Raw genomic sequence first — 25,603 nt, forward strand, 5'->3', positions numbered from 1 at the left:
TCAGACCCGTTCCCCGGCATCAAGCCGCGCGAGAATGCGGTCACCGCCCGCGATGACCTCGACCCGGTGGTCCCCGTCCATCCGGTCCCAACTGCGATACATCTGCGCCATGCGCGGGTTGCCCTCGAACCGGTCGCGGTGCCGGTCGAGGAAGTGCCAGTAGAGCAGGTTGAAGGGGCAGGCGCCATCGCCCGTCTTCTGGCTGACCGAATAGGCGCAGGCCTTGCAGTAATCCGACATGCGGTTGATGTAGTTGCCGCCCGAGACATAGGGCTTCGACCCCACGACGCCTCCGTCGGCGAACTGGCTCATGCCGATGACGTTCGGTGCCTCGACCCATTCGTAGGCGTCGGCATAGACGCGCAGGTACCAGTCGTGGACCTGCGCCGGGTCAAACCCCGCCAGCAGCGCGAAATTCCCGGTGATCATGAGCCGCTGGATGTGGTGGGCATAGGCCTCGGCCATGGTGGTCGAGACGACTTCGGCGATGCAGGCCATGTCGGTCTCAGCAGTCCAGTAGAACTCCGGCAGGGGGCGGTGGTGGCCCAGCGCGTTCCGGGACGTGTAGTCAGGCCCCTGCAGGAAATAGACGCCGCGGACGTATTCGCGCCAGCCGATGATCTGGCGGATGAAGCCCTCGGCGGCGTTGATCGGGACGTCGCCTGCGCGCCAGGCGGCCTCCGCCGCTTCGCAGACCTCGCGCCAGCCCAGAAGCCCCGCGTTGATGTAGGGGCTGAGCAGCGCGTGGAACAGGAACGGCGCCCCACGCACCATCGCGTCCTGATAGTCACCATAGAGCGGCAAAGACCGCTCGACGAAATGGGCGAGCGCGCGGCGGGCCTGCGCCGGCTCCGTCGCGAACCAGAAGCCGTCGAGGCTGCCGTAGCGGTTGCCGAAGCGGGCGCGAACGAGGTCGAGCACCTCCTGCGTGGTCTCGTCGGGGGCGAAGCGCATGGGGCCGGGTGCGTCCAGCCCGTGCTTCGGCGGCTTGCGGTTGTCGTGGTCGTAGTTCCACTTGCCCCCGGCGGGCTTGTCCCCCTCCATCATCAGGCCGGTCTTGCGGCGCATCTCGCGGTAGAACCACTCCATCCGCAGCTCCTTGCGGCCTCGGGCCCAGTCCTCGAACTCCGCATGGCTGCACAGGAAGCGGTCGTCGGGGAAGAAATGCACCGGCAGCGGGCCGTCCTCCAGCGCCGAGATCAGGCGGAACTCTCCCGGCTCGGTCGCGAGGGCCTCGGTGCAGCCTGTCGCCTCGGCGGCGCGCAGAAGCTCGCCGGGGATGGAGTGGGTGTTCCCGGGATCCTCCAGCTTCGTGTAGCGCACGGTCCAGCCGGCCTCCCGCAGGCGGGCGGCATGCTTGCGCATCGCGGCGAAGAGGAAGGCGATCTTCTTCGGGTGATGCAGGACGTAGTCGGTCTCGGCCTGAACCTCGGCCATGACGACCGTGTCGGTCGCCCTGTCCCCCTCGCGCAGCGCCGAGAGGTCGTCGGAGAGCTGGTCGCCGAGGACCAGGACCAGGCGGCCTACCATTCGATGCGCGTCCCGGCATAGTCGAAGAAGCCTCCGCTGTCCGCGGGGGCGAGCCCGGTCAGCACCCTGACAAGGTTCTCGGCCGCTTCCCCGGCGCTCACCTTCCTTGCCTTGTAGCCTTCGGTGAAGGGCGTCTCGACCGTGCCGGGATGCAGCGCCACGACGACCGAGCCCTTCCGCTTGCGCCCGATCTCGATAGCGGCGCCGTGGACGATCTGGTTCGCCGCGGCCTTGGCGGCGCGATAGGAATACCAGCCGCCCATGCGGTTGTCCCCGATGGATCCGACCCTTGCCGTCAGCACGCCGACGCGGGCCCTGTCGGTCAGCTTCGGCGCGAGGTGCTTGAGCACCAGCGCTGGCCCCAGCGCGTCGACGGCGAAGATACGTAGCATCGTCTCCGCGTCGATGGCGTCGAGCGATTTCTCGGGCGCATGACCCTCGGGCGCCAGGATCCCGGTCGCGACGAAGGCGAGGTCGATCCCGGGCAGGGTGCGGAACGCCCGCGCCACAGACGCCTCGTCGGTCACGTCCAGGCCGTTCGCGCTGCGGCTCAGGCCGACGACCTCGTGATCTTCGGACAGCCGGTCGGCCAGTGCTGCGCCGATCCCGCCGGATGCGCCGATGACGAGTGCGTTACCCATGAGGCCCCCTCGGCCGTTTGCCTTGACCTGCGGCGAGCTAGTGCCAGCCTCCCCGGAGACGAGGCAGGGAGTGTCGCATGGGACGTCAGGGACTGGTGATCTGCTTGGGGCTTGCCGCGGCGCCTGCCGCGGCGCTGGAACTGACGCTGACCGACAGATACGACCTGAACCGCCCGGCGAGCCTGGATTACGACCCGACCTTCTGCGGGCTCTGGATCGCGAACGAGGGGCCGGAGGCAGTCCTGGTGACGCTCGCCGGGGAGGAGCTGCGCCGGGTCCGCGCCGACCTGAGCCGGATCAAGGCGATCGCGGTCGAGGGCGAGCACCTGATCGTCGGCGACGGCTTCGGCCGGATGCAGCGGCTGACCAAGGACGGCGTGCCGCTGGCCGAGCCGTTCCCGCTGCAGGGCGGCTATTCCGACACCGAGGGCGTGGCGGTGGCGGCTGACGGGATGCTGGTGACGGTCGAGGACGACCCCGAGCGTCTGACCTGGTTCACGCCCGACGGGGCCGTTGCGCGGCGGATCGACACCACGCGGCTGGACCCGCCGCTGACGGAGCCGCAGGGCATCGCCATCGACCCCCGCACCGGCCATCTGCTGATCGTGGACGACCGGGAGGGGAGTAACTCGCTCTACGAGCTCTCACCCGAAGGCGAGCTTCTGGCGACGGCCCCCTTGTGGGAACATGGCAGCGACCCCGAGGGGATCGCGATCCGTCCGGGCTCCGACCAACTCTTCGTCGCCTTCGACGAGGGGGCCAGCATCGCGAGCTTCGACTACGTGCCGACGCTGCCCGAGGGGGCCGAGGCCCTGCCGCCCGGGGCGGATTGCATGATGTTCTGAGGGCGATGGGTGGAAGACCAAAGGGGATTCTTGCGCCCCCGGAGGTCGGCGCCTGCCGAGAGGGCAGGACCGGGGGCCAGCCCCCGGACCCCCGGAGTATTTTCGGCCACAGGAAGGAGGGGCCCGTTAACCCTGATGGTTCGTCAAGGGCGGCGTTGGCAGGCTCTCTCAGACCGACAGCAGGTTCAGCGTCAGCGCCTTGCGCACCGCGTGGCTCGTGTTGGTCGCGTTCAGCGCCTCTCGGGCGAGGCGCAGGTGCTTCTCCACCGTGGTCGCCTCGACCTGCATGATCGTCGCGATGTCCTTGACCGTCTTGCCCTGGCTCGACCATTCCAGCACCTCGCGCTGGCGCGAGGACAGCGGCCGGAGCAGCGGCTGCGGAAGGGTCGAGACCCGAAGGTGCAGCGCCCGGGCCAGCATCTCGATCGCGCCGCCGTTCACCTGCCAGATCATGTAGGCCACGGCTTCATCCATGTCCTGCGCCAGGCTGATCGACATGGCGGCGTTCACGCCCGGCATCGCGTCCCGCAGGCCGCCGAGGAAGCCCGGTCCGATCCCGTGGACGCGGCGCAGCTGCATCAGGCGGGCGAGCTGCTTCGTGACCGGCCCGTCATAGGTCGCCGCGACCTCCGAGACCGCCTTGAAGCCGCGGTTCGTCTGTGCCCAGTCGAAGAGCGGGTTGCCGAGATAGAGTTGCTCGTCGACATAGGCGTCGAGCCATTCCGGCGGCCCGTGATGCAGCAGAAGCACCTCGGCGGGATCGACCGGGTCGGGCGGGCCGGGATGGCGCGCCTGCGCATAGAGCAGGTAATCGAAGCCTATGCCGAGCACGGCGTCCGAGAAGACCTTCCAGGCCTCGTCGACCGACTGCGACCGCAGCAGAGCGCTGATCGCGGCGAGTTGCGCCTCGGCGGTCAGAGGCGCGAAATCATGTGTGGGCGCGTCTGCCATGCGATGCTCCTGACCTCGGGTCAGGATCGGGGGTTTGGCATTCGAAAGCAACGGGGATGCGACGATTCCCGGCATGGACGGGGATTTCGGGGTTCACATCCGGCGTCGTTGCGGTATCTTCCAGCCCATGACGACGTTCCTGACCCTGGACCTTCTTCTTAGCCGCTCCTGAGCGTGCCATCCGGCGCGACCGCTCGGGAGTGGACCAGCGCCGAAGACATCCAGACAGAACAGGACCTCAGCCATGACCAAGCCAACCGATTCCAACCGGGTCGTCATCTTCGACACCACCCTGCGCGACGGCGAGCAGTCACCCGGTGCGACCATGACCCATGACGAGAAGCTGGAGATCGCCCAGATGCTCGACGAGATGGGCGTCGACGTCATCGAGGCGGGCTTTCCCATTGCCTCCGAAGGCGATTTCGCCGCCGTCGCCGAGATCGCGAAGAATGCGAAGAACGCCACGATCTGCGGCCTGGCGCGCGCCAACTTCAAGGATATCGACCGCTGCTGGGACGCAGTCCGCCACGCGAAGTCCCCGCGCATCCACACCTTCATCGGCACCTCGCCGCTGCATCGCGCCATCCCGAACCTGACAAAGGACGAGATGGCCGAGCGCATCCACGATACCGTCACCCATGCCCGCAACCTCTGCGACAATGTGCAATGGTCGCCGATGGACGCCACGCGGACGGAATGGGACTATCTGGCCCGCGTAGTCGAGATCGCCATCAGGGCCGGGGCGACGACGATCAACATCCCGGACACCGTCGGCTACACCGCCCCGAACGAGAGCGCGGACCTGATCCGCCGCCTGATCGCCGAGGTCCCGGGCGCCGACGAGGTGATCTTCGCCACGCATTGCCACAACGATCTGGGCATGGCGACGGCGAACTCGCTGGCCGCCGTCGAGGGCGGCGCGCGCCAAATCGAATGCACGATCAACGGCCTGGGCGAACGCGCGGGGAACACCGCGCTGGAAGAGGTGGTGATGGCGCTGAAGGTGCGCCACGACATCATGCCCTTCACCACCGGCGTGGATTCGACCAGGCTGATGGCGATCTCGCGCCGCGTCGCCTCGGTCTCGGGCTTCCCGGTGCAGTTCAACAAGGCCATCGTCGGCAAGAACGCCTTCGCCCACGAGTCGGGCATCCACCAGGACGGGATGCTGAAGAACGCCGAGACATTCGAGATCATGCGCCCCGAGGATGTCGGGCTCACCGAGACCTCGCTGGTCATGGGCAAGCATTCCGGCCGCGCCGCGCTGCGCTCCAAGCTCAAGGAGCTGGGCTATACCCTGGCCGACAACCAGCTCGCCGATGTCTTCGTGCGGTTCAAGGCGCTGGCCGACCGCAAGAAGGAGATCTACGACGAGGACCTGATCGCCCTGATGCAGGACGAGGAACGCTCGGGCGAGGACCGGATCAAGGTCGAGAGCCTGCGCGTCACCTGCGGCACCGGCGGCCCGGCCGAGGCGCAGCTGACCCTCACCATCGACGGCAAGCCGGTCTCGTCCGAGGCGACGGGCGACGGCCCCGTGGATGCGGCGTTCAACGCGGTCAAGGCGCTCGTCTCCCATTCCGCGCGGCTGCAGCTCTACCAGGTGTCAGCGGTGACCGAGGGAACGGACGCCCAGGCCACGGTCACCGTGCGGCTGGAGGAGGCGGGGCGCATCGTCTCGGGTCAGTCGGCGGATACAGACACGGTCGTCGCCAGCGTCCGCGCCTATGTCAACGCGCTCAACCGCCTGATGATGCGGCGCGAGAAGGCGGGGTCGGACGCGCGCGAGATCAGCTACAAGGACGCGGGCTAGGTGCTGGGCTGGCTCAGGCGGCGGCGGTCCGAGCCGCCGCCTCCGGCCGGGCCGAGCTGGCCGCGCCTGGAAAGCCCGCTTCCGCTGCTTCTCCCCGGGGACGGCCGTAGGGTCCTCAGCCTTTATGGCCCGCTCAACAACGTGGAGTCCTTCGTCGGCCATCTGCTGTCTCGGGGGGCCGCACCTGCGCGCATTCCATCGGACTATCGCGGTGCGGCGGCCGTCGAACGCTATGTCGGGAACGTGGAGGGCGAGGGCCACGCGCTCTTCGCGGAGAATGCCGGCAGCGAAATCCGCGCGATTCTGGAGGATGCGTCGACAGGGAGCGAGGTTCTGAACCTGCCCGCGGTCGGATCGATCATCGCGGAGTATCGGGACCTGCTCGAAGAGGACCCTCGTTGGGAGGGCGGGACTCTCGAAGACGAGGGAAAGGCGAAGGTCTTCCGGGAGAGGTACGAGGCGCTCGACGAGCGGCTCTACGCCGTCAAGGCTGGCGAGGCGGAGATCATGCAGTCCGTGGAAGACATTCCGCAGGAGTTCCGCGCCGAGGTCAGGACGTTGCTGGAGACCGACTCGTTCTACCGGGCGAACCTGCCCTACCTGCGCGGCAGGGTCTGGGTTCTCAATCATCCCCGGCTCGAATGGCATGTCGGACCGAACTACTGGGATCGCGTCACGGCACTGGCGAGGGATCTCCAGTAGCTCCGACGCTCCGCCTGGCCCTTGGGGGTCGCCAGGGCGCGGTGCCGTCCGACGTGCGTCCCTGCGGCAAGGCGGGGACGCGCTGGCCTGCGCCGAGCGTTCCTCGGGGCCGGAGCGGTCGCCGGCCTTGCCCGACAGGTAATGCCCCTGACGCCCGACGCCACCATGGTCGCCCTGGCCTGCCTTCGGATCGGATGTCGCGCTCTTCGCTCCGAGGATGCGCCTTCGTGGCGGAGGCCGGACGCAAAGCGCGGGGGGAGGTCATCTGTCGGAACCCTCGCCAACGTGCCGGACGACAGGGCTGTCCTCCGGAGGGCGCTGCCGCGCTTCACGCTCCCGGATCGCTCGCGAAATGGCTTCGCTCGACCCCAACGTCCTATGCGTCAGGTAGCCGGGACCGAGCCCAAGGGCGACGGCAAAGGCGCCGTTGACGCCATGCCCGAGCGAGGAGCGGGGGCGAGCCGGTCCAGCAGACAGCGCAGGGTCAGGCGATACTCCTCCAGCGCGGGCTCGGGCTGCGGCGTCCGCAGGAACCAGCTGCGCCGCAGGTCCCAGGCGCGCGCGGCCGGATGGCGGGGATCGGCCCCGATCCCGGCCAGCCGGCCCCCGCCGTTATAGAGCGTCATCTCACCGACATGGGCGCTTTCCCCGTCGGTGAGCAGGTCGATGCGGATGTGGTCGAAGGGCGCCGCCAACTGCTGCGCGGCGCGGATCAGCGCCTGCCAGTTGGGGGGCAGCGGGGCGGGGTCGAAGGCCTGCGCCGTCTCGGGCAGATCCCGGCTCAGCCGGACGCGCCCCTCCGCATCCGCGGCCCAGAACTGCCCGGTCGGGGTGCCGAAGCGGTCGAAGATCCGCAGCACCCGCTCGATCCGGTCGCCGAAGACATAGACCTCCACCTCCTCCAGCCTGCGTCCGGGGGCGGGGCGGACCCGTTCCTCGATCAGGATGCGGGGCGGGATCGGGCCGTAGCCCCATTCGAACTGCCGCCAGCCATGACGATGCGCCATGAAGCGGTGCCCCGCGGCCCGCAGATCCGCCAAGGTCGTCTCGCCGGGGGTCAGGAACAGCTGCGCCTGCCAGCCATGCGCCGCCTTCGCGACGGCCAAGCGGCCGAGCGCCGTGTCGGGGATCGCCTCCGGATCGGTGCCCTGCCAGATCAGCCGGGGAGCGGCGAGCGGCATCCGCTCGGCCGCAAGCCAGTCCTTCACCGCGATCTTGTCGATCACGGCAGGGAACAGCGGGTTGCGGTCGAAGACCTTCCGCCAGGTGAACTTCTCGTTGATCGTGCGCGGCAGCGCCACGCGCAGGCCCTGCTGGTCATTGGCGGGGTCGAGCCGGCAGGCACGCCAGCGCAGCTTGGCATGCGTCTCGGCGATCCATGCCTCCGTCCGCGCGAAGACTTGCGCCTCGGCCCGGGTCAGCGCGACGTCGTCCAGCGTCGGAGGACAGGCGCTGAAGGACTGGTCGAAGCCGCCATCGGGATGAAAGAAGAGTTCCGGCATCGAGCCCCCGGTCTGATCACGACATCACCATCGCCGACCGATGGTTAAGATCGCGTTGCCGCTATCCCTATGGCGCCCGATCAGACCTGCGTCTCGGCCCAGTCGAGCAGGGCGCCCAGCGTCAGGCGATACTCCTCGAGCATCGGGTCGACCTGCGGCGTCCGCAGGAACCAGCTGCGCCGGAGGTCCCAGGCCAGCGTTGCCGGATGCGCGCCATCGGCTCCGATCCGCGCCATCCGGCCGCCCTGGTTGTAGACGGTCATCTCGTTGAGCACCGCGCGGCTGCCATCGGTCAAAAGGTCGACGCGCATGTGGTCGAACGGCGCGGCGATTTGCTGCGCAGCCCGGATCATCTCCTCCCAGTTCGGCGGGGGCGGCGCGCGGTCGATGATCTCGGCGACGTCGAGCGGCCGGTTCGACCTCTGCACCCATCCGTCGGCATCCGCGTCCCAGACCTGGCCGCTGATCGTGCCGAAGCGGTCGAAGAGCCGCACGATCCGCTCGATCCGGTCGCCGAAGACGTAGACCTTCACCTCCTCCAGACGGGTTCCGGGCGCGGCCACGATCTCCTCCTCGATCAGGAGGCGGGGCGGGATCCGGGAATAGCCCCATTCGAACAGGCGCCAGCCATGGCGATGCGTCAGCATCTCGGCGGCGGCGGCGCGGATCTCCGCGGGCTCCGCCTCTCCGGGCCGCAGGAAGAGCTGCGACCGCCAGCCCTGAGCCGGCTTCATGACGGCCCGCCGGGTCAGGACCGAGGCGGGGATGGCGTCAGGGTCGGTGCCCTGCCACAGCAGCTCGGGCGCGCGCAGCGGCATCCGCTCGGTCACGAGCCAGTCCTTCACGGCAATCTTGTCGATCAGGACCGGCAGGCGCGGGTCGTGGTCGAACAGCTTTCGCCAGGTGAACTTCTCGTTGATCGAGCGCGGCAGGGCGACCTGGAATGTCTCGAGCACGTTCGCCTTGTCGATCCGCACTGATCTCCAGCGCAGCTTCTCATGCGTCTCGACGACCCAGCGCTCCATCCGGTCGAAATAGCGCCGCTCCGCCGGTTTGAGGGGCAGGTCGTCGAGCGGCGCATGAGAGGGGCGAAGTCCCGGCTGGCGGAAGCTGCCATCGGTGTGGAAGACAAGAGGGGGGAGCACGGTGTCCGGGTCCGGCAGTGGAAGGCCGCTCGGAATCACCTTATGCGCGAAAGTTCAAGGGCCGAGTTCGCCCGCCCTTCCCGCGCCGCGCGTCCCGTCCGCAAGGTCCAGCGCTCGTGCGAGACTGCGCGCGTAGATCCGCCATGCGAGCCCGCCGGCCGGCCGGCGCAGTGCGCCTGCGTCGCGGATGTCCCAGGCCCGCGACAGCGGCGCTTCCGGGTCGTAGCCCTTGCCGGCGAACTTCCCGCCCTCTGAATAGAGCGTCAGCTCGCCCAGCCAGACGTCGCGGTCATCGGCGAGGAAGTCGACGCGGACGTGATCGAGCGACCGGCTGAGCGCGCGCGCCGCGTGGAGCATCTCGTCGAGGCGCGGCGAGGGCGGTCCCTTCTTGACCACCCGGCAGACGCCCGGCGGCGTGTCCAGCAGGCGCAGACGGCCGGTCTCGTCGGCCTCATAGGCCTGCCCCGCCCTCGGGCGGCTTTGCGGGTCGATGCGGACGACCCGGGCGATCCGGCCGGCGAAGGCATAGACCTTCCAGTCCTCAAGCGGCACCCCGGGCCGCCCGACCCGCCGCTCCACGAAGACGCGGCGGGGGATCGCCAGATAGCCCCATTCGCCGTTGGCGCGGCCGAAATCGTCGGAAAGCCAGCCCGCGATCCGCTGCGCGATCAGCTCGGGATCCGCCCCGTCCTCGCGCACCAGATGCACACCGCCGGAATTGTGGTTCACCTTGACCACCGCATCCGGGGTGAGCAGCGCGCGGGGCAGATCCTCGGCCCGCTCGCCCTGCCACAGGACCTGAGGTTGAGGCGGCAGGTCGAGTCCCTGTGCCGCCACCCAGTCGCGCGCAGCCAGCTTGTCGGACAGGGTGACGTGCAGCGGGTCGCGGTCGACGACCTTGCGCCAGAGGAACTTCTCGTCGCCCGCGAGGGGCAGCGCATGGAACGGCCGGAAGCCCTGCGCCCGCGCCCGGCGCCAGGAGTTCACCATCAGGCGGGGCGCGCGGAGCGCGATCCAAAGCTCGGCGGCCAGCAGGACTGCGCGGTCGGCAAGAGGCAATCCCGTAAATCTCGATAGCGGCATCGGACTTCTTTAGGCTGCCCCCGATGCCCCGTCCACGGTCGCTTGCGGGTCGCGCGCGGGGCCATGGGCGAAATGCGGCTCATCGCGTCGACGTCGCGCACTGGACCCGACCCCGTCCGAGGGTCTAGACGCGCAGAAACCCTCCGGGCGCCCGCGTCACGGGGGCGATAGGGTTTGGGGAACGCGACATGTCAATCTTCGGAAGCCTGTTCAGCAAGGACATGGCCATCGACCTCGGCACGGCGAACACGCTTGTCTATGTGAAGGGCAAGGGAATCGTCCTGAACGAGCCCTCCGTCGTGGCCTATCACATGAAGAACGGCCGCAAGGAGGTCCTCGCCGTGGGCGAGGACGCCAAGCTGATGCTCGGCCGCACGCCCGGCTCGATCGAGGCGATCCGGCCGATGCGCGAAGGCGTCATCGCCGACTTCGACACCGCCGAAGAGATGATCAAGCACTTCATCCGCAAGGTGCACAAGCGCTCGACCTTCACCAAGCCGAAGATCATCGTCTGCGTCCCGCACGGCGCCACGCCCGTCGAGAAGCGCGCCATCCGCCAGTCGGTGCTGGGCGCCGGCGCGCGGAAGGCCGGGCTCATCGCCGAGCCCATCGCGGCGGCCATCGGCGCGGGGATGCCGATCACCGATCCGACCGGCAGCATGGTCGTGGACATCGGCGGCGGCACGACGGAGGTCGCGGTGCTGAGCCTCGCCGACATCGTCTACGCCCGCTCCATCCGGGTGGGCGGCGACCGCATGGACGAGGCGCTCATCTCCTACCTGCGCCGCCACCAGAACCTGCTTGTGGGCGAGGCCACCGCCGAGCGCATCAAGAAGGAGATCGGCACCGCCCGCATGCCCGAGGACGGGCGTGGCCAAGTCATGCGCATCCGCGGCCGCGACCTTCTGAACGGCGTCCCCAAGGAGACCGAGATCAGCCAGGCGCAGGTCGCCGAGGCCTTGGCCGAGCCCGTGCAGCAGATCTGCGAGGGCGTGATGACCGCGCTGGAGTCGACGCCCCCCGACCTTGCCGCCGACATCGTCGACCGCGGCGTAATGCTGACGGGCGGCGGCGCGCTGCTGGGCGAGCTCGACCTCGCCCTGCGCGAGCAGACGGGGCTCGCGATCTCGGTCGCCGACGAGAGCCTGAACTGCGTCGCCCTCGGCACGGGGAAGGCTCTGGAATACGAACGGCAGTTGTCCCACGTTATCGACTACGACAGCTGACCCCTGTTCACCGGAGGTTAAGGTTAACGCGCCCACCCACCTTCTTCCTGTGGCCGGAAATACTCCGGGGGTCCGGGGGCTGGCCCCCGGTCCCGCCCCCTGCAACCCGCGCCGCCGCTCGCATCGCAGCGCGTGGCCGATCACATAGCCCAGAGGCCACCTGCCCATGGCCCGCAATTCCGCCGAAGAGATCTACCATCGGCCGCTCCGGCGGCTGCTGCTCGCGATCGTCTGCGTCGTGCTGGTCGCGCTGACGCTGCTCTGGCGCATCGACAACCCGCGGGCCGAGCGCGTCCGCGCCGCGGTGGTCGACCGCGTCGTGCCGGGCTTCGAATGGGCGCTCGCGCCGGTGACCTGGATCGGCCGGCTGATCGAGGATTTCGAGGGCTATGCCCGCGTCTACGAGCAGAACCAGGACCTCCGGCGCGAGCTGCGCCAGACCCAGGCCTGGCGCGAGGCCGCGATCCAGCTCGAGCAGGAGAACGCGCGCCTTCTCGACCTCCTGAACGTCAAGCTCTCGCCGGACCTGACCTATGTGACCGGCGTGGTGCTGACCGATAGCGGCTCGCCGTTCCGCCGCTCGGTCCTGCTCAACATCGGGGCCGAGGACGGCATCCAGGACGGCTGGGCGGCGATGGACGGGCTGGGGCTGGTGGGCCGGATCGCGGGCGTGGGCGCCAGCACTTCACGCGTCATCCTGCTGACCGACGGCAACAGCCGCATCCCGGTGACCATCCAGCCCTCGGGCAAGCGCGCGATCCTCGCAGGCGACACGACCGTCGCGCCGGCGCTCGAATTCGTGGAAAATCCCGACGACGTCCGCGCAGGCGACCGCATCGTCACCTCGGGCGACGGCGGCGTGTTCCCGCCCGACCTGCTGGTCGGGCAGGTGGTGCGGACCGTCGACGGGCGGCTGCGCGTGCGGCCCGCCGCCGAGATGGGCCGGCTGGAGTTCCTGCGCGTGCTGCGCACCCGCGAGCAGGGCGAGATAACCTCCAGCGGCGAGTTGCTGCTTCCGCGCGCGGCCGAGGTCCAGGGCCCGCCCCCGCCCCCGGGCGAGGGCGGCTGAGCCATGGGGCCCTCGGCGATCTGGGGCTACCGACTGACCTATGCGGGCCTGTCGGCGGCGATCCTGTTCTTCGCGCTGCTGCCCTTCGGGCCGCCCGACGACGGGGTGCCGGGGCCGGACCTGCTGCTGTGCCTGACCTTCGCCTGGATCCTGCGGCGCCCGGACTACGTGCCGGTCTGGCTGCTGGTGCCGGTCTTCCTGCTGGCCGACACGCTGCTGATGCGGCCCCTCGGTCTCTGGACGCTTCTCGCGCTGCTCGGCTCGGAATACCTGCGCCGCCGGGTCGACCATACCGAGGTCAGGACCTTCTGGTCCGAGGTCGCTGCCGTCAGCGGCGTCATCATCGGCGTCTTCGTGGTCAACCATCTGGCGATGCTGCTGCTTCTTGCCGAGACCGCCCCCCTGCTCAGCCAGGGCTTGCACCTTCTCGCGACCGTTGTCTTCTACCCGCTGACTGCCATATTCTCACAACTGATCGGCGTGCGGCGCCTCGCCCCCGGAGAGCTGGACACTCTGGGCACGAGAGCCTGAGAGCCCCGGCCGGAGACAGCCCATGAAGCGCAATCCTCAGGAACTGAGCCTCTCGACCCGCCGCATCACCCGCCGCGCGCTGGTGACGGGCGGGTTGATGACCGCGTTCAGCGGGCTGCTGGTGGCGCGGATGAACCACCTGCAGGTCGACCAGGCGCAGGAGTTCCTGCTCCTGGCGGAGGAGAACCGGATCAAGGTCCGGCTGCTCGCCCCCGCGCGCGGCGTCATCTTCGACCGCAACGGCCGGATCCTCGCCGGGAACGAGCAAATCTATCGCGTCTCGATGATCCGCGAGGATGCCGACGACGTCGATCAGACGATCACCCGCCTGCGCGGCCTCGTCCGGCTGGACGAGGAAGCGCTGCAGCGCGCCATCCGCGAGATGGACCGCCGCCCGCACCAGGCCGTCACCCTGGCCGACCGGCTGACCTGGGAGGAGCTGTCGACCATCGCCGTGAACGTCCCCGCGCTGCCGGGGATCACGCCTGAGGTCGGGCTGAGCCGGGTCTACCCGATGGGCGCCGACTATGCCCATGTCATCGGCTATGTCGGCCGCGTCTCGGAACGCGACCTCGAGAACGAGGAGGACGACGACCCGCTGCTCCAGACGCCGCAGTTCCAGATCGGCAAGATCGGCACCGAGCGCCGGCTGGAGAGCGTGCTGCGCGGCAAGGCCGGGTCGCGGCGGGTCGAGCAGAATGCCGCCGGGCGGATCATGCGCGAGCTGGGGCGCACGCCCGGCCAGTCGGGCAAGGACGTGCAGCTGACCATCGACGCCGGCCTCCAGAACTTCATCCAGGCCCGCCTCGGAAACGAGAGCGCCAGCGCCGTGGTCATGGACGTGACCAATGGCGACGTGCTGGCCGCCGTGTCCTCGCCCAGCTACGACCCGAACCTCTTCGTCTCGGGCATCTCGGTGCCCGACTACGCGGAGTTGCGCGATAACGAGCGGCGGCCGCTGCACAACAAGATCGTCCAGGGCCTCTATCCCCCCGGCTCCACCTTCAAGATGGTGACCCTGCTCGCCGCGATGGAGGCCGGAGAGGTCACCGCCGGCGAGACCGTCTACTGCCCCGGCTATCTCACCGTCTCGAACCGCCGCTTCCACTGCTGGAAGCGGGGCGGCCACGGCGCGGTGGACGCGGCCAAGTCGCTGCGGGAAAGCTGCGACGTCTACTACTACGAGATGGCGCAGCGGGCCGGGATCGACCGGATCGCGGCGATGGCGCACAAGCTGGGGCTCGGCGTCGCCCATGACATCGAGATGACCTCCGTCTCCGAGGGGCTGATCCCGACCCGCGAGTGGAAGCGCCTGCGCCGCGGAGAGGCCTGGCGGATCGGCGACAGCCTCAACGCCTCGATCGGGCAGGGCTACGTCCTGACCTCGCCGCTGCAGCTTGCCGTGATGACCGCGCGCCTCGCCTCGGGGCTCGAGGTGACGCCGCGGCTCGTCCGCAGCATCGGCGGCGAGCCGCAGCCCTCGGGCGTGAAGCGTCCGCTCGATATTCCCCGCTCCCTGCTCGAGAAGCAGCGCGATGCCATGTACCAGGTCGTCAACGGTCGCGGCGGCACCGCCGGCCGCAGCCGCTTCGACCTGAACGGGGTGAAATGGGCGGGCAAGACCGGCACCTCGCAGGTCCGCAACATCACCGCGGCCGAGCGGGCGCGCGGCGTGTTCCGCAACGAGGACCTGCCCTGGCGGCGGCGCGACCACGCGCTGTTCGTGGGCTATGCGCCGCATGACGACCCGAAATATGCGATCTCGGTCGTCGTCGAACATGGCGGCGGCGGCTCGGCCGCAGCGGCGCCGGTGGCGCGCGACATCATGCTCTACGCGCTGCACGGCGGGATGCCGCCGCTGGAGGCCTATCCCTCGGATCAGCGCGGCCAGATCGAGGAGCTTTTCGCGGGGCTGGTCCTGAACCCCTCCCTGGCCGCGGCCAAGGGGACCTCCGAGGCGTGAGCTATCTCGAATACAACGTCGCCCGCGTCCCGCAGGGGCTGCAGAAGGTGCTGGCGCTCAACTGGGCGCTGGTCCTTCTGATCACGGCGACGGCCGGGATCGGGTTCATCGTGCTCTACTCCGTCTCGGGCGGGGACTGGCGCTGGGCCGAGCCTCAGATGAAGCGCTTCGTCCTGGGCCTCGCTGTGATGTTCGTCGTGGCCATGATCCCGATCTGGTTCTGGCGCAACGTCTCGGCGCTGCTCTTCGCGGTGACGCTGGCCCTGCTGGTGGCGGTGGAGCTGGTCGGGGTGTCGGGCGGCGGCGCGCAGCGCTGGATCGACCTGGGCTTCATGCGCCTGCAGCCGTCCGAACTGATGAAGGTCACGATGGTGATGATGCTGGCGGCCTATTACGACTGGCTCCCGCCCTCGAAGGTGAGCCGCCTGCAATGGGTGCTGCTGCCGGTCGTGCTGATCCTCATTCCGGTCTTCCTGGTCCTGCAGCAGCCCGATCTCGGCACCGCAATCCTGCTTCTGACGGGCGGCGGGGCGGTGATGTTCCTGGCCGGCGTCCACTGGGCCTATTTCGCCACGGTGATCGCTGCGGGGGTGGGGCTGGTGACGGCGGTGCTCAGGTCGCGGGGGACGGATTGGCAGCTTCTCAAGGACTACCAGTACCGCCGCATCGACACCTTCCTCGACCCCGAGAGCGACCCGCTGGGCGCGGGCTACCACATCACCCAGTCGAAGATCGCGCTGGGCTCGGGCGGCTGGACGGGGAAGGGGTTCATGCAGGGGTCGCAGGCGCGGCTGAACTTCCTGCCCGAGAAGCATACCGACTTCATCTTCACCACCCTCGCCGAGGAGTTCGGCTTCGTCGGCGGCCTGTCGCTGCTGCTGCTCTACATGCTGATCATCGCCTTCTGCGTGGCCAGCGCGATGCGCAACAAGGACCGCTACGCTTCGCTGGTGACGCTGGGGGTCGCGGTGACGTTCTTCCTGTTCTTCGCGGTCAACATGTCGATGGTGATGGGCATGGCCCCCGTCGTCGGCGTCCCGCTGCCGCTGGTCAGCTACGGCGGCTCGGCCATGGTGGTGCTGATGCTGGCTTTTGGGGTGGTGCAGTCGGCCCATGTCCACCGTCCGCGGGCGGCGGGCGAGGGGCGGCTGCTGCGCCGATAGGGGCAATGCCGTGTCCTTCGCGGTCCCGAACCATGCTTGTGCACGGATCGCCCTGTGATGCGGCGACGTGCGCGTTATCTGTGCGGCAACGCAACGCACGGAGCCTACCATGACCGACAAGCACATCACCGGCCTGCACCATGTCACGGCCATCTCCGGCCCGCCCCAGGCGAATGTCGATTTCTTCACCAGGCTGCTGGACCAGCGGCTGGTGAAGAAGACCGTCAACTTCGACGATCCGGGCACCTATCACCTCTACTACGGCAACCGCACCGCCGATCCCGGCACGATCCTGACCTTCTTCCCCTTCGTCGGCGCCCGACCGGGTCGGCCGGGGCCGGGCATGGCGTCCGCCTACGGCTACTCGGTCGGGGCCGACGTGTTCGACCACTGGACGAAGGAGGTGGCCGCGCGCGGGGCGAAGGTCTCCGACCCGGTGGAACGCTTCGGCCAGTCCGTCGTCAGCGTCACCGATCCCGACGGCGCGGCCGTGGAGCTCATAGCGGAGCCGGGCTCCCATGACCCGGCCGAGGGCGGGTTCCACTCGACGACGCTCTGGCTGCACGATCTCGGGCCGACGCAGCGGCTTCTGGTCGATCACATGGGCTACGAGGAGGCCGGCCACGAAAGCGCCGGCGGCGTGGAGCGTCTGCGCCTGAAGGCGCCGGGCGACGCGCGCGGGACGGTCGTCGACCTCTACCGCGAGGACGGTGCCCGGCGCGGCGTGCCGGGGGCGGGGACGATCCACCATGTCGCCTTCCGTGCGAGGGACGATGCCGACCAGCTCGATTGGCGCGACCGGATGCTGCGGGCGGGGATGCAGGTGACGCCGGTGATCGACCGCCAGTATTTTAACGCCATCTACTTCCGCGAGCCGGGCGGCGTCCTGTTCGAGATCGCCACCGATCCGCCGGGCTTCACCCGCGACGAGCCGCTCGAAAGCCTCGGGCAGGCGCTGAAGCTGCCGGATCAGTACGAACCGATCCGCGACCGGATCGAGGCCGCCCTGCCGAGGATCAAGGCATGAGAGGCCTCGTCCTCCTGCACGGGCGGGGCGGGTCTGGCCGCGACATGCGCGGCCTGCTCGCCCCGCTGGGCGCCGAGGGGCTGGCCGTGGCCGCCCCCGAGGCGCCGGGCAACTCCTGGTGGCCGACCTCGTTTCTCGCGCCGATGGCGCAGATGGAGGCGCCCCTGGCGCGCGGGCTGGCGGCGGTCGACGCCGCGGTCGACGGGCTCGGCCTGCCGCGGGGCGAGGTGGCGGTACTGGGCTTCAGCCAGGGCGCCTGCCTCGCGCTGGAATACGCCGCGCGGCGGGGGCAGGGTCTCGGCGCCGTCATCGCGCTCTCCGGCGGGCTGGTGGGCAGCGCCGATGCGCCGGGCGAGGTCTATGGCCACGGCGAGAAGGCGCTCGACTACGACAGCGGCCTGACGGGCCTGCGCGCCCTCGTCACCTGCCACGAGCGCGACCCGCATATCCCGCTCGTGCGGGCCGAACGCAGCGCCGGGGTGCTTGCCGCCCTCGGCGCCGAGGCGCGCTTCATCGCCCATCCCGGAGCAGGGCACCAGCCGATGCCCGACGGGATCGCGGCGGCGCGCGCCCTGCTCTCCTGAAACGAAAAGGGCCGCCCCGAGGGGCGGCCCGTCGTCGTCAGGTGCAGTTCGCGATCACTCGCGCTGGCCGAAGAGCGAGAGCAGCATCATGAACATGTTGATGAAGTTCAGATACAGGCTCAGCGCGCCCATGATGGCCGACTTGCCCAGCCACTCCGTGTCGCCATGCGCGGCGTGGGCGACGTATTCGGTCTTGATCCGCTGCGTGTCGTAGGCGGTCAGGCCCGCGAAGATCAGCACGCCGATGGCGGAGATCGCGAAGGCCAGGCCCGAGGACTGCAGGAACAGGTTCACGAGCATCGCGACGATCAGGCCGATCAGGCCCATCATCAGGAAAGTGCCCATCGCCGACAGGTCCTTCTTCGTCGTGTAGCCGTAGAGGCTGAGCGACGCGAAGGCGATCGCGGTGATCAGGAAGATCTGGGCGATCGAGGTGCCGGTGAAGACCAGGAAGATCGACGAGATCGACAGGCCCATCACGGCGGCGAAGGCGTAGAAGGCCGTCTGTGCGGCGGCGGCCGATATGCGGTTGATCGCGGCCGACAGGCCGAAGACGAAGATCAGCGGCGCGAACATGATGACCCAGCGCAGCGGCGAGGTGTAGATCGCGGCGCCGGTGGCGGTCAGGTAGGTATCCGTGCCGATCTGGCCGACGGCCAGCGACGGGTCGGTCGTCGTCGCCAGGCCCGAGATGGCCCAGGCGGCGGCGAAGGTGATGAGCATGCCCACGGACATCGTGCCGTAGACCTTGTTCATGTGGGCGCGAAGGCCCTCGTCGATTTCGGCCGCGCGGGCGCCGGAAATCGAGCCGGTCCGCAAGGCGTCGAATTGTGCCATGGAACTCCTCCAGAGTGAAACGGTGCAAGGGCGCTGCATGCACTCCCTCGAGGGGGAATATCGGCGTGGACGGGCTTCAGTTCAAGCAGGCGATCTCTTGGAAACAGCCGGTTTCGATTGATTTTGCCTATCGTGGCCCGGCAACCACCCTATCCATGCGCCATCACGCCCCGTGATCTTGCGAATGACGACATTCGATTTCCCGAACGCGCGTGCCGCGGCTAACCTCTGCCGCGAAAGGAGCCGCCCATGCCCCGCAACCTCGACCTCACCGCGCTGCGCGCCTTCGCCACCGTCGCCTCGACCGGCGGCGTGACCCGCGCCGCGGCCCTGCTGAACCTGACGCAATCGGCGGTGTCGATGCAGGTCAAGCGGCTGGAGGACGCGCTCGACGCCACCTTGCTGGAGCGGACGAGTCGCGGCATGCGGCTGACGCCCGAGGGCGAGAACGCGCTGGGCACGGCGCGGCGGATGCTGGCGCTGAACGACGAGCTGCTGGACCGGATGCGCGGCGCCTCGTCGGACGGGGAGATCCGGCTGGGCGTGCCCCACGACATCGTGCCGCGCGCGATCCCGGACGTGCTGCGCGCCTTTGCCGCGGACTATCCCCGGGTGCGGATCACGCTGGTCTCCTCGATCACCTCGGCGCTGCACGAGGCCTTCGCCGCCGGAGAGCTCGACGTGATGCTGGGCACCGAGACGGCCGCGCGCGAGGGCGGCGAGGAGATCATCCGCATGCCGCTCATCTGGGTTGGAGCCGAGGACGGGCGCGCCTGGCGGCAGCGGCCCCTGCGGCTCGCCTTCGAGCAGCAATGCGTCTTCCGGACTGCCGCGCAGGCCGCGCTGGACCGCGCCGGCATCGCCTGGGAATTGGCGCTGAGCGCCTCCTCCAGCCGCGCCATCGACGCGAGCGTCGCCGCGGACCTCGCCTGCCACGTCGTCATCGACGGCTTCGACACCGCCGAGCTGACCCCCGTCGCCCATGGCGGCGCACTGCCCGAGATCGGCGACGTGGCAGTCACGCTCTACACCGTGCAGACGGAGCGCGACCCGGCGCGCGAGCGGCTGCTCGACCTGCTGCGCCAGTCCTATGGCGCGCTCAGGTCGTCACGACGACCTTCCCTGTCGATCGTCGCGTCCTGAGCAGGTCCAGCGCCTCGTCCGCCCGCTCCAACGGCAGGACGTGGCTGACATGGGGCGCGATCTCGCCCGCCGCGTACATCCGGAACAGCGCGGCGATGCTGTCGGCGACGACCTGCGGGGCGAAGCGCAAGTAGCCGCCCCAATAGACGCCCATCACGTCGATGTTCTTGACCATCAGGTGGTTGGCGCGGATCTGCGGCACCTCGCCGCTGGCGAAGCCGATCACCAGGATGCGCCCGCCGGGATTGGTTGCGCGGAAGGCGGCTTCGAAGGCGGCGCCGCCGACCGCGTCGTAGACGACGTCCGCGCCGCCCAGGGCCCGCAGCCGGTCGCGCAGGTCCGGGGCCTCGGCGTCGATCAGGTGGGTGGCGCCGGCCTTCTGCGCCACCTCCAGCTTCGCCTCGCCTCTCGCGACGGCCACGACCTCGGCCCCCATCCGCGCGCCGAGCTCCACCGCGGTCAGCCCGACGCCCCCCGCGGCCCCCAGCACGACCAGACGTTCCCCCGGGGCGAGCCTCGCCTTGTGGGCGAGCGCGACATGGCTGGTCGAGTAGGCAACGAGGAACCCCGCCGCCACCTCCGACGGCATCGCCGCGGGCACGGGGACGCAACGTGCGGCGGGAAAGCAGCCCATCTCGGCCAGCCCGCCCGCGCCGCCGAAGACCGCGACGCGGGTGCCCGGCGCCGGACCCTCCGTCCCGGGGCCCAGCGCGGCGACGGTGCCGCAGACTTCCATGCCCGGGGCGAAGGGCGGGGTGGGGGTGTCCTGATAGTCTCCCTTCACCATCAGGAGGTCCGCGAAGTTCAATCCGCAGGCCGCGATGTCGAGCAGCACCTCGCCCGGCCCGGGCCGCGGCGCATCGAGGTTGCGGTGGAACTCCAGCGGACCGCCGGGTTCGGAGACGAGCCAGGATTTCATGGGCGACCGCCTCCCTCCGTTGCCTGCGGCAAGGCCGCCGACCTGCCCTTCTGCCCCGGTGGGCCGCGGCGATCTGCCTCGCAATGGCCCGACTCGAGGCTTGCGGAATCCATATCCGACGCCTAATCAGAACATTACTTGCACGTCTCTGCATTCCTGCAAATCCGCTTCAGCCTTTCGTCATCTGGCAGAGTCCCGAGCGACATGGAAGAAACAACTGCAACGTGCATTGCGGAAGTTGCGGCCGCAGCGGATCTTGGTTTGTGAAGGGACGAGGCTTTGAAGCATCCGGTGGACATACACGTTGGCAAGCGCATCCGGCATCGGCGCTGGATGGTCGGCACCACGCAGCAGCAGCTGGCCGAGAAGGTCGGCATCAAGTTCCAGCAGATCCAGAAATACGAGACCGGGATGAACCGCGTCTCCGCCTCCCGGCTGTGGGACATCGCCGAGGCGCTGGACGTGCCGGTCGCGCATTTCTTCGAAGGCCTCGAAGAGGGCAAGGGCGGCGAGACCACCCCCGACTTCCTGGCCGACAAGGAAGCGCTGCAGCTGATCCGCAGCTACTACACCATCCCCGAGAACCAGCGCCGCCGGTTGTTCGACCTGGCCCGCGTCCTGTCGGAAAGCGCGCCCTGACCGCCGAGGCTTGACCGACCGCGGCGTCGGTGCCACCCCGGCGGCATCCCGCCGGAGGACGCCGTGACCCCGCCCGATCTCGATGCTCTCTGCGCCGTCGCGCGCGACGTCGCCGACGCCGCGCGCGCCCCGGCACTGCGCCATTTCCGCACGCCGATCCAGATCGACAGCAAGGGCGATCTGTTCGACCCCGTCACCGCCGCGGACCGCGAGACCGAGGCCGCCATGCGCGCCGTGCTCGCCGCGCAGCGCCCCGAGGACGGCATCCTCGGCGAGGAGGGCGAGGCGGTGCCTTCGCGCTCGGGCCTGACCTGGGTGCTCGACCCGATCGACGGGACGCGCGGCTACATCTCAGGCACGCCGACCTGGGGCGTGCTGGTCGCCTTGCGCGACGCGACCGGGCCGCTGATCGGCATCGTCGACCAGCCGTTCACCGGCGAGCGGTTCGAGGGCGGGCCCCAGGGCGCGACCTGGACCCGGGGACCCGAGACGCGTCCGCTCCGCACCCGCGCCACCGAGCGGCTGGAGGAGGCGACGCTGCTCACCACCTTCCCCGAGATCGGCACCGAGGCGCAGCTTGCCGCCTTCCGCCGCGTCGCCGGAAGCTGCCGCCTGACGCGCTATGGGATGGACTGCTACGCCTATGCGCTGCTCGCCGCGGGCCATGTCGACCTGGTGGTCGAGGCCGGGCTGCACCCCTACGACATCGCCGCGCCCATCGCGCTGATCGAGGCGGCAGGCGGCGTCGTCACCGACTGGCGGGGCGAACCGGCCCATGACGGCGGCACGGCGCTGGCGGCGGCGACGCCCGCGCTGCACGCGGCAGCGCTGGCGCTGCTGGAGGGTTGAACTGCCGATCGCGGGTGGGACGCTCTGGCGGCCCGAGGGCGCGATCGATCTCTTTTCTCGACCTGCTCCGCCAGATCGAGCGGGCAGAGCGTTCGGTGCGCGAGCTCATGGGCCGAGCCTCGGCCTGTCGCGGCTCCTCGCCGGACGGCGCCCCGTCGCTGTCGGACTGGGGCTCTGCCCCAGACCCCGGAGTATTTCCGGCCACAGGAAGGGGAGGACTCGCTGCTGCGGTCGGGCCTGGGTGGGGCAGGCGTTCAGACCGGCGGCTCGGGCGGGACCCTGTCCCCGATCCTCTCGCGGAAATGACGCCGGCAGAGCGAGACGTAGCGGTCATTGCCCCCGACCTCGACCTGGGCGCCCTCGGTCAGGGCCTTCCCTTCCGCATCGACGCGGATGACCATGGTGGCCTTCCGCCCGCACCAGCAGATCGTGCGCACCTCGCGCATCTCGTCGGCCAGCGCCAGCAGCGCGGCGGAGCCGGGGAACAGCTCCCCCCGGAAGTCGACGCGCAGCCCGTAGCACATCACCGGCACGTCTAGGTCGTCGACCACGCGCGCCAGTTGCCAGACCTGCTCGCGGCTCAGCCATTGCGCCTCGTCGAGCAGGACACAGGCGCAGGGCCCGTCTTCCAGCCGGGCCGCGATCATCGCCTGCAGATCGGTGTCGGCCGCATAGGTGTCCGCCTCGGCGGCGATGCCGATCCGGCTGGCGATCCGGCCCTTGCCCGACCGGTCGTCGAGCTTGGCGGTCAGCAGGTAGGTCTGCATCCCCCGCTCGATGTAGTTGTAGGAGGCCTGCAACAGCAGCGTGCTCTTGCCCGCGTTCATGGTTGAATAGTGGAAGTAGAGCTTCGCCATGGCCCGGGTCATGCCCCCGGCTCCGGGCGGGGGCAAGCGCGGATCGGGACCATATCCGCAAATCGCGAACCGTGTTATGGACGAGCGACTTGAGAGGCCGGGCCGCCATGACTCGCGACATCGACAGCTTTCTGAAGGCCCGGACCGAGGCGCTGGTCAAGGATATCGGCGTCGAAGCCGCCTGCGCCGCCACCGGCAAGTCCAAGGCGACGCTCGGGCGCTACTACTCGACCCATGCGGAGCACGCGACCCGCTTCATCCCGATCGACGCCGTCGCCCGGCTGGAGGCGACGGCGAGCCGGCCCTACGTCACCGATGCCCTGCGGGAGCTTTCGGCGCGCGACAGCCTCGGCGCCCGGCTCGACAGGCTGGCCGCCGAAGCGCCGCATGCCGAGGAGCTCGGCACGATCCGCTCCGCGCTCGACGCGCTGGAGGCGCGGGTCAGGCCGGGCCCGCCCGGGTGACGAGGACCGAGCCGACCGAGTAGCCCGCCCCGAAGGAGCAGATCAGCCCCCTGTCGCCCGGCGACAGGCCGTCCGAATGCTGGGCGAAGGCGATGATCGACCCGGCCGAGGAGGTGTTGGCGTAGTTCTGCAGGATGTTCGGCTGCTCCTCCGGCGAGGGGATGCGGCCCAGCACCTTGCGCCCGATGAAGTCGTTCATCGACTTGTTCGCCTGATGCAGCCAGAGCCGCCTGAGCTCGTCCGCGCTGACGCCTTCGGCATTCAGGTGGTCGCCGATATGGGCCGAGACCATCGGCAGCACTTCCTTGAACACCTTCCGGCCGTTCTGCATGAACTGCATGTCCCGCCGGTCCTCCATCTGGTCGCGGGTGCGCCGCAGGAAGCCGTCGTTGTTGCGGATGTTGTTGGAGAACTTCGTCGCGCAGCGGGTGCTCTCGATGGTGAAGCGGGGGCCCTGGGCCAGGTCGTCCGCCTCGAGCACCAGCGCGGTGCAGACGTCGCCGAAGATGAAGTGGCAGTCGCGGTCGCGCCATTCGAGATGGGCCGAGCAGATCTCGGGGTTGACCACGATGGCGCGGTCGATCGATCCTGCGCGGATCATGTCGGCGGCGGCCTGGATGCCGAAGGTCGCCGACGAACAGGCGACGTTCATGTCGAAGGCGAAGCCGGACGTGCCCAGCAACTCCTGGATCTCGATGGCGATGGCGGGATAGGCGCGTTCGTGGTTCGACGCCGCGCAGAGGACCGCCTGGATATCGCCGGGGGCGACCTCGGCCATGTCGAGCGCCTTGCCGCAGGCGTCGAGCGCCATCTCGGCCATCACGCCGGGCTGGTCGTCGGCGCGGGGCGGCAGGCTGGGATACATCCGGTCGGGGTCGAGCACGCCTTCCTTGTCGAGGACGAAGCGCCGTTCGATCCCGCTGGCGGAGGTGATGAAGGCCGCGCTCGAATGCGGCACCGGCGGCTCGGCGCCGGCCGCGTTCTGCCTGTCGGCATAGGCGTTGAACGCCGCCACAAGCTCGTCGTTGGTGATGGTCTGGGACGGGGTGAAGACCCCCGATCCGGTGATCGCCGCCTTGCGCATGGGGTCCTCCCTCGGGTTCCCGGGGGATGGGCGCTCGGACGGCTCAGGTCAAGGGCGACCGGAGGAACGGCGAGCCCGACGGCGTCCGGGCGCAGGAGAAAGCGCGGGGCGGACGTGCGCCCCGCGCGTGTCATCGATCGGCCTCGGGTCAGTCCACCGGGGTGACGGGGACCACCGTGGCGTCGGTGCCTTCCTCGACCACGACAGCGTCCGTGTCCGTGGCGGGGATGGTCGTGACTTCCTCCTCGGTGTCGAACAGGGAGAAGAGCAGCCACAGCGCGGCGAGCACGGCGAGCGCGATCAGCACCCACTTGATCCAGCCCGAGCTGCTGCTGGACTTGTCGTCGCGGGTCGTCGTGACGTTGGGGTCTCTGTAGTCGGTACGGTCTGCCATGATTGGCTCCTTTTCTTGGGGGTGCCTTGCAGGGGGCACGGTGATGAGAGGGGTGTCAGGCGCGCGCGGTGCGCGGGGAGTAGGCGGTGTCGTAGGCGTAGCCGCGCACGGCCGGGCCGCCATAGTCGGTGTCGGTGTCGCGGCGGCCGGTGGCGACGCCCGGGCCGGCATTGTGCGCGCCGCGCGGCTCGTCGCGGAACTCGGCGTCGAGCGCGTCGAGGTCGTGGGCCTCGGGGTGGCGCATGATCTCGGAGATGCGGTTGATATGCTTCTCGTCGTCGTGGTTCACGCGGACCGAGACGACATGGTCGCCGCGCCGAAGCGCGTGGTCGTAGAGGTGGCGCTCGTCCTCGGGCAGGCCGAGATGATCGAGATCCGACCGATAGCTGTCGGGGTCGCGGGGCGCGCCGTGGGTGGCCTCGTCCATCCGGTTGGGGACGACGTCGATATGCCGGGTGGAGATGCCGAGATCGGCGATCTGCTCCTTCACCTGTTCGGCGACGGCATGGGTTCGATAGATCGCTGTGACGTTCTTATGCATCGTCAAGCTCCTTCCGCAGTGTTGCACTGGGGACAGAACGCGTTGGGGCGCGTCGGGTTGCAATCTCAGGCGGGTATAGGCGGGAAATAGCGCAACTTTAA

Annotated in this window: 25 protein-coding genes and 1 pseudogene; 14 read left to right on the forward strand and 12 right to left on the reverse strand. The window is 69.4% G+C overall.

What is annotated here, in order from left to right:
- Both DR046_RS07965 and DR046_RS07970 read right to left on the reverse strand, forming a co-directional pair.
- Complete coding sequence (locus tag DR046_RS07965) at window positions 1-1,530, reverse strand: cryptochrome/photolyase family protein (protein ID WP_115381687.1); 1,530 nt, start codon at window positions 1,528-1,530, stop codon at window positions 1-3.
- Window positions 1,524-2,171 (reverse strand): SDR family NAD(P)-dependent oxidoreductase, encoded by a 648-nt coding sequence (locus tag DR046_RS07970; RefSeq protein WP_115381689.1) that lies wholly within the window; start codon window positions 2,169-2,171, stop codon window positions 1,524-1,526. The genes DR046_RS07965 and DR046_RS07970 overlap by 7 nt, the downstream gene beginning before the upstream one ends.
- 77 nt (window positions 2,172-2,248) lie before the next feature.
- Here DR046_RS07970 and DR046_RS07975 point away from each other — a divergent pair, with 77 nt between their 5' ends.
- Window positions 2,249-3,016, forward strand: a complete 768-nt coding sequence (locus DR046_RS07975; protein ID WP_115381691.1) for an SdiA-regulated/phytase-like domain-containing protein — start codon at window positions 2,249-2,251, stop codon at window positions 3,014-3,016.
- Between the two features lie 168 nt (window positions 3,017-3,184).
- Here DR046_RS07975 and DR046_RS07980 read toward each other — a convergent pair whose 3' ends face one another.
- Window positions 3,185-3,967: a helix-turn-helix transcriptional regulator gene (locus DR046_RS07980; RefSeq protein WP_167766972.1), complete on the reverse strand. Its 783-nt coding sequence runs from the start codon at window positions 3,965-3,967 to the stop codon at window positions 3,185-3,187.
- A gap of 244 nt (window positions 3,968-4,211) precedes the next feature.
- Between DR046_RS07980 and DR046_RS07985 the strand changes: the two genes are divergently transcribed.
- Complete coding sequence (locus DR046_RS07985; RefSeq protein WP_115381695.1) at window positions 4,212-5,780, forward strand: 2-isopropylmalate synthase; 1,569 nt, start codon at window positions 4,212-4,214, stop codon at window positions 5,778-5,780.
- Between the two features lie 141 nt (window positions 5,781-5,921).
- Window positions 5,922-6,482, forward strand: coding sequence for a DMP19 family protein (locus tag DR046_RS07990; RefSeq protein ID WP_135227273.1), 561 nt, complete (start codon window positions 5,922-5,924; stop codon window positions 6,480-6,482).
- Between the two features lie 383 nt (window positions 6,483-6,865).
- Here the strand turns inward: DR046_RS07990 and DR046_RS07995 are convergent, their stop codons facing one another.
- The 3 genes from DR046_RS07995 to DR046_RS08005 all read right to left on the reverse strand — a co-directional run bounded on the left by DR046_RS07995 (window position 6,866) and on the right by DR046_RS08005 (window position 10,212).
- Window positions 6,866-7,984 carry an ATP-grasp fold amidoligase family protein gene (locus DR046_RS07995; protein WP_115381698.1) on the reverse strand — a complete coding sequence of 373 codons (1,119 nt, stop codon included), beginning with the start codon at window positions 7,982-7,984 and terminating at the stop codon, window positions 6,866-6,868.
- Between the two features lie 80 nt (window positions 7,985-8,064).
- Window positions 8,065-9,129 (reverse strand): ATP-grasp fold amidoligase family protein, encoded by a 1,065-nt coding sequence (locus DR046_RS08000; RefSeq protein ID WP_115381700.1) that lies wholly within the window; start codon window positions 9,127-9,129, stop codon window positions 8,065-8,067.
- 54 nt (window positions 9,130-9,183) lie between these two features.
- Window positions 9,184-10,212, reverse strand: coding sequence for an ATP-grasp fold amidoligase family protein (locus DR046_RS08005; RefSeq protein WP_115381702.1), 1,029 nt, complete (start codon window positions 10,210-10,212; stop codon window positions 9,184-9,186).
- 188 nt (window positions 10,213-10,400) lie between these two features.
- On the opposite strand from DR046_RS08005, the gene DR046_RS08010 reads away from it, so the two are divergent.
- From DR046_RS08010 to DR046_RS08040, 7 genes are all read left to right on the forward strand, one after another.
- Window positions 10,401-11,438 (forward strand): rod shape-determining protein, encoded by a 1,038-nt coding sequence (locus DR046_RS08010; protein WP_115381705.1) that lies wholly within the window; start codon window positions 10,401-10,403, stop codon window positions 11,436-11,438.
- 166 nt (window positions 11,439-11,604) lie between these two features.
- The gene (gene mreC / locus DR046_RS08015) at window positions 11,605-12,507 is read left to right on the forward strand and encodes a rod shape-determining protein MreC (RefSeq protein ID WP_115381707.1); all 903 of its coding nucleotides are present in this window, start codon (window positions 11,605-11,607) and stop codon (window positions 12,505-12,507) included.
- Between the two features lie 3 nt (window positions 12,508-12,510).
- Window positions 12,511-13,038, forward strand: coding sequence for a rod shape-determining protein MreD (locus DR046_RS08020; RefSeq protein ID WP_115381709.1), 528 nt, complete (start codon window positions 12,511-12,513; stop codon window positions 13,036-13,038).
- 22 nt (window positions 13,039-13,060) lie between these two features.
- A complete protein-coding gene (gene mrdA, locus DR046_RS08025) occupies window positions 13,061-15,001 on the forward strand; it encodes a penicillin-binding protein 2 (RefSeq protein WP_115381711.1) in 1,941 nt (646 codons plus the stop codon).
- Window positions 14,998-16,164, forward strand: coding sequence for a rod shape-determining protein RodA (gene rodA, locus DR046_RS08030; protein ID WP_115381713.1), 1,167 nt, complete (start codon window positions 14,998-15,000; stop codon window positions 16,162-16,164). Before mrdA ends, rodA begins: the two co-directional genes overlap by 4 nt.
- Window positions 16,165-16,273: 109 nt before the next feature.
- Window positions 16,274-17,191, forward strand: coding sequence for a ring-cleaving dioxygenase (locus tag DR046_RS08035; protein ID WP_115381715.1), 918 nt, complete (start codon window positions 16,274-16,276; stop codon window positions 17,189-17,191).
- Window positions 17,188-17,775, forward strand: a complete 588-nt coding sequence (locus tag DR046_RS08040; protein ID WP_115381717.1) for an alpha/beta hydrolase — start codon at window positions 17,188-17,190, stop codon at window positions 17,773-17,775. The genes DR046_RS08035 and DR046_RS08040 overlap by 4 nt, the downstream gene beginning before the upstream one ends.
- 54 nt (window positions 17,776-17,829) lie before the next feature.
- Here DR046_RS08040 and DR046_RS08045 read toward each other — a convergent pair whose 3' ends face one another.
- The gene (locus DR046_RS08045) at window positions 17,830-18,612 is read right to left on the reverse strand and encodes a Bax inhibitor-1/YccA family protein (protein ID WP_115381719.1); all 783 of its coding nucleotides are present in this window, start codon (window positions 18,610-18,612) and stop codon (window positions 17,830-17,832) included.
- Window positions 18,613-18,861: 249 nt separating this feature from the next.
- On the opposite strand from DR046_RS08045, the gene DR046_RS08050 reads away from it, so the two are divergent.
- Window positions 18,862-19,755, forward strand: coding sequence for a LysR family transcriptional regulator (locus DR046_RS08050; protein ID WP_115381721.1), 894 nt, complete (start codon window positions 18,862-18,864; stop codon window positions 19,753-19,755).
- On the opposite strand, the gene DR046_RS08055 is transcribed toward DR046_RS08050, so the two are convergent.
- On the reverse strand, window positions 19,712-20,674 hold the full coding sequence (locus tag DR046_RS08055) for an NADPH:quinone oxidoreductase family protein (RefSeq protein ID WP_115381723.1): 963 nt from the start codon (window positions 20,672-20,674) through the stop codon (window positions 19,712-19,714). The genes DR046_RS08050 and DR046_RS08055 overlap by 44 nt on opposite strands.
- Before the next feature lie 279 nt (window positions 20,675-20,953).
- On the opposite strand from DR046_RS08055, the gene DR046_RS08060 reads away from it, so the two are divergent.
- Together DR046_RS08060 and hisN are read left to right on the forward strand one after the other, a co-directional pair.
- Window positions 20,954-21,313, forward strand: a complete 360-nt coding sequence (locus DR046_RS08060; RefSeq protein ID WP_115381725.1) for a helix-turn-helix domain-containing protein — start codon at window positions 20,954-20,956, stop codon at window positions 21,311-21,313.
- Between the two features lie 63 nt (window positions 21,314-21,376).
- A complete protein-coding gene (gene hisN, locus DR046_RS08065; protein WP_115381727.1) occupies window positions 21,377-22,162 on the forward strand; it encodes a histidinol-phosphatase in 786 nt (261 codons plus the stop codon).
- A 254-nt stretch (window positions 22,163-22,416) separates the two neighbouring features.
- Here the strand turns inward: hisN and DR046_RS08070 are convergent, their stop codons facing one another.
- Complete coding sequence (locus DR046_RS08070; protein ID WP_115381842.1) at window positions 22,417-23,019, reverse strand: thymidine kinase; 603 nt, start codon at window positions 23,017-23,019, stop codon at window positions 22,417-22,419.
- A 107-nt stretch (window positions 23,020-23,126) separates the two neighbouring features.
- On the opposite strand from DR046_RS08070, the pseudogene DR046_RS08075 reads away from it, so the two are divergent.
- Window positions 23,127-23,351, forward strand: a pseudogene (locus DR046_RS08075) (hypothetical protein); the annotation flags it as partial.
- 109 nt (window positions 23,352-23,460) lie between these two features.
- Here DR046_RS08075 and DR046_RS08080 read toward each other — a convergent pair.
- From DR046_RS08080 to DR046_RS08090, 3 genes are all read right to left on the reverse strand, one after another.
- A complete protein-coding gene (locus DR046_RS08080; RefSeq protein ID WP_115381729.1) occupies window positions 23,461-24,567 on the reverse strand; it encodes a beta-ketoacyl-ACP synthase III in 1,107 nt (368 codons plus the stop codon).
- Window positions 24,568-24,715: 148 nt separating this feature from the next.
- Entirely contained in the window at window positions 24,716-24,961 is a 246-nt protein-coding gene (locus DR046_RS08085; protein WP_115381731.1) for a hypothetical protein, read from the reverse strand.
- Window positions 24,962-25,016: 55 nt separating this feature from the next.
- Window positions 25,017-25,502, reverse strand: coding sequence for a hypothetical protein (locus DR046_RS08090; protein WP_115381733.1), 486 nt, complete (start codon window positions 25,500-25,502; stop codon window positions 25,017-25,019).
- Window positions 25,503-25,603: the final 101 nt, after the last annotated feature.

It is taken from the genome of Jannaschia formosa (assembly GCF_003340555.1).
GTDB lineage: Bacteria > Pseudomonadota > Alphaproteobacteria > Rhodobacterales > Rhodobacteraceae > Jannaschia > Jannaschia formosa.

Bases quoted from the DNA above. Each gene is read 5' to 3' on its own strand.
- DR046_RS07965 (WP_115381687.1), bottom strand. From the start codon at position 1,530: ATGGTAGGCCGCCTGGTCCTGGTCCTCGGCGACCAGCTCTCCGACGAC.
- DR046_RS07970 (WP_115381689.1), bottom strand. From the start codon at position 2,171: ATGGGTAACGCACTCGTCATCGGCGCATCCGGCGGGATCGGCGCAGCA.
- DR046_RS07975 (WP_115381691.1), top strand. From the start codon at position 2,249: ATGGGACGTCAGGGACTGGTGATCTGCTTGGGGCTTGCCGCGGCGCCT.
- DR046_RS07980 (WP_167766972.1), bottom strand. From the start codon at position 3,967: ATGGCAGACGCGCCCACACATGATTTCGCGCCTCTGACCGCCGAGGCG.
- DR046_RS07985 (WP_115381695.1), top strand. From the start codon at position 4,212: ATGACCAAGCCAACCGATTCCAACCGGGTCGTCATCTTCGACACCACC.
- DR046_RS07995 (WP_115381698.1), bottom strand. From the start codon at position 7,984: ATGCCGGAACTCTTCTTTCATCCCGATGGCGGCTTCGACCAGTCCTTC.
- DR046_RS08005 (WP_115381702.1), bottom strand. From the start codon at position 10,212: ATGCCGCTATCGAGATTTACGGGATTGCCTCTTGCCGACCGCGCAGTC.
- DR046_RS08010 (WP_115381705.1), top strand. From the start codon at position 10,401: ATGTCAATCTTCGGAAGCCTGTTCAGCAAGGACATGGCCATCGACCTC.
- mreC (WP_115381707.1), top strand. From the start codon at position 11,605: ATGGCCCGCAATTCCGCCGAAGAGATCTACCATCGGCCGCTCCGGCGG.
- DR046_RS08020 (WP_115381709.1), top strand. From the start codon at position 12,511: ATGGGGCCCTCGGCGATCTGGGGCTACCGACTGACCTATGCGGGCCTG.
- mrdA (WP_115381711.1), top strand. From the start codon at position 13,061: ATGAAGCGCAATCCTCAGGAACTGAGCCTCTCGACCCGCCGCATCACC.
- DR046_RS08035 (WP_115381715.1), top strand. From the start codon at position 16,274: ATGACCGACAAGCACATCACCGGCCTGCACCATGTCACGGCCATCTCC.
- DR046_RS08040 (WP_115381717.1), top strand. From the start codon at position 17,188: ATGAGAGGCCTCGTCCTCCTGCACGGGCGGGGCGGGTCTGGCCGCGAC.
- DR046_RS08045 (WP_115381719.1), bottom strand. From the start codon at position 18,612: ATGGCACAATTCGACGCCTTGCGGACCGGCTCGATTTCCGGCGCCCGC.
- DR046_RS08050 (WP_115381721.1), top strand. From the start codon at position 18,862: ATGCCCCGCAACCTCGACCTCACCGCGCTGCGCGCCTTCGCCACCGTC.
- DR046_RS08055 (WP_115381723.1), bottom strand. From the start codon at position 20,674: ATGAAATCCTGGCTCGTCTCCGAACCCGGCGGTCCGCTGGAGTTCCAC.
- DR046_RS08070 (WP_115381842.1), bottom strand. From the start codon at position 23,019: ATGGCGAAGCTCTACTTCCACTATTCAACCATGAACGCGGGCAAGAGC.
- DR046_RS08080 (WP_115381729.1), bottom strand. From the start codon at position 24,567: ATGCGCAAGGCGGCGATCACCGGATCGGGGGTCTTCACCCCGTCCCAG.
- DR046_RS08085 (WP_115381731.1), bottom strand. From the start codon at position 24,961: ATGGCAGACCGTACCGACTACAGAGACCCCAACGTCACGACGACCCGC.
- DR046_RS08090 (WP_115381733.1), bottom strand. From the start codon at position 25,502: ATGCATAAGAACGTCACAGCGATCTATCGAACCCATGCCGTCGCCGAA.